Raw genomic sequence first — 1501 nt, 5'->3', positions numbered from 1 at the left:
GTGCAATGATCGTATTGGTGACGTGCTGGTGAATATCAATCTTTGGCATTTCACTTGCTCCTGTGCGGTGAGGTCGGGGCGCTGCCCCTGTTGGTGACTGGTTTTGAGCGCAGCCCTGAAAGGGCGTCCGTCTCTAAAACCTGTCCCGCTGGCGAAGTGCGGAGGGGGTGCAAAACCACCTGAAATCGACAAGGCTGGCGCGGCCCGCAGCAATGAGCGAGGACACGGCTTGTCTATTTTGGGTTGTTTTGCGGGGGAGGCAGAGCCTACCCGAAACGCAGCGTAGTGGCGTTCGGCTTGTCCGAACCCCACGCTGCAGAAAAAAGTCGATCCTAACCCAAAACAAACGAACAAATATGTTGGGCCGTCGGAGAATGCCTAGGCCTGCCGGCTATCCCTGCTGGCTGTGATTTGATCAACCAATGCTAGAATTGCCCCGGCGTCATCATGACTAATTGGCAAGAGAAGTTCGGGATCGTAGTGCCAAAGTCGCAAGCGATCCAGTGGGCCAACGATGACCGTTCTGGGGTGTCCATGAGCGGTAGCACTGATTTCTGGTAGGAGCTGACTTAGTCGATCAGTTGCAGGTTTGACCACATCATCGGATGACATAGGTATGAAACCCCTTATTTGGGCGATGATCACTTCACTGGTCACTCAAGCAGCACTGCGTTCCATCGATTTCTTAACGGACAGCGAGATATTGTCGAAATCCTCTGCGGCCATCGTAATGCCATATTCGGTCCCGCCATCCTGCTTTTCCCATTGGGATTGGCGGATGGTGCCGCGCACATGCACAACATCGCCAGGATGGACGTTTTCCTTCGCCCACTTGATGACGTTGTCGTTGAAGATCGTCACCTCGTTCCAATAAGGATTTGATTGAAAATCACCGCGATCATCTTTGCGACCATATTCTGAGGCGACACTGACCCGGAGGGTTTTGCCGACCTCCTTGGTCTTGCCGACACGTCCGATCAGTTGGAATTCTGCAAAGGTTCTCATGCTTCAGTCTCCTAGCTGGAAGGGATGACCCCTAAAGATCACGTATCAAGGGGCATTATCAATATTATAATATTGATATCATAATTACTGTCAAGTCATGTAGTTTTCTCTGCCAGCCAACCCTGGAATTGCCCGCAAAGCTGATATCTGTCTGTTTGCTTTGACAGCGCGTGGCCCACCTTTGGGGCCCCTTTGCTCACACGAGATACAGCCAACTTTGAAGAGAAGAGGGGCGGCATGTCTGCCGCCCCGAGGTTTGTGTCCGTTATTCGGTAACGTTGCCATCGTCGCCATCGGGTTTGGGTGGGAAGGCCACCAACTCGGTGACCGCAACGGGGAAGTCGAGCTTGATGGAGAGAAAGGGTTCTCCGCTGTCGTTGCGGGTGTTCTCGAAGACGGCGCCAACACGACGGAAGCTGGTTTGATCTTTGCCATCTTTTTGGTAGGTGACGGGAACGGTGAGGGTGTAGATTTTGTTAGACATTTTCGATCTCCT

At 52.7% G+C, this 1501-nt stretch carries 2 protein-coding genes; both read right to left on the bottom strand.

Going from position 1 to position 1501, the window contains the following annotated elements; translation table 11 throughout:
• Window positions 1-657: 657 nt before the first annotated feature.
• Complete coding sequence (locus tag ACTG3Z_RS17530) at window positions 658-1005, bottom strand: single-stranded DNA-binding protein (protein ID WP_348288323.1); 348 nt, start codon at window positions 1003-1005, stop codon at window positions 658-660.
• A 265-nt stretch (window positions 1006-1270) separates the two neighbouring features.
• The coding region (locus ACTG3Z_RS17525) for a hypothetical protein (RefSeq protein ID WP_439144285.1) at window positions 1271-1501 on the bottom strand (231 nt) is incomplete at its 5' end.

Origin of the sequence: Planktotalea sp. (assembly GCF_965659345.1) — a bacterium.
In the GTDB taxonomy this organism is placed as follows: Bacteria; Pseudomonadota; Alphaproteobacteria; order Rhodobacterales; family Rhodobacteraceae; genus Planktotalea.
This window is presented reverse-complemented; position numbering and strand designations above follow the sequence as displayed.

Excerpts from the sequence above, each read along its gene's own strand:
- ACTG3Z_RS17530 (WP_348288323.1), bottom strand. The coding sequence starts at position 1,005 with ATGAGAACCTTTGCAGAATTCCAACTGATCGGACGTGTCGGCAAGACC.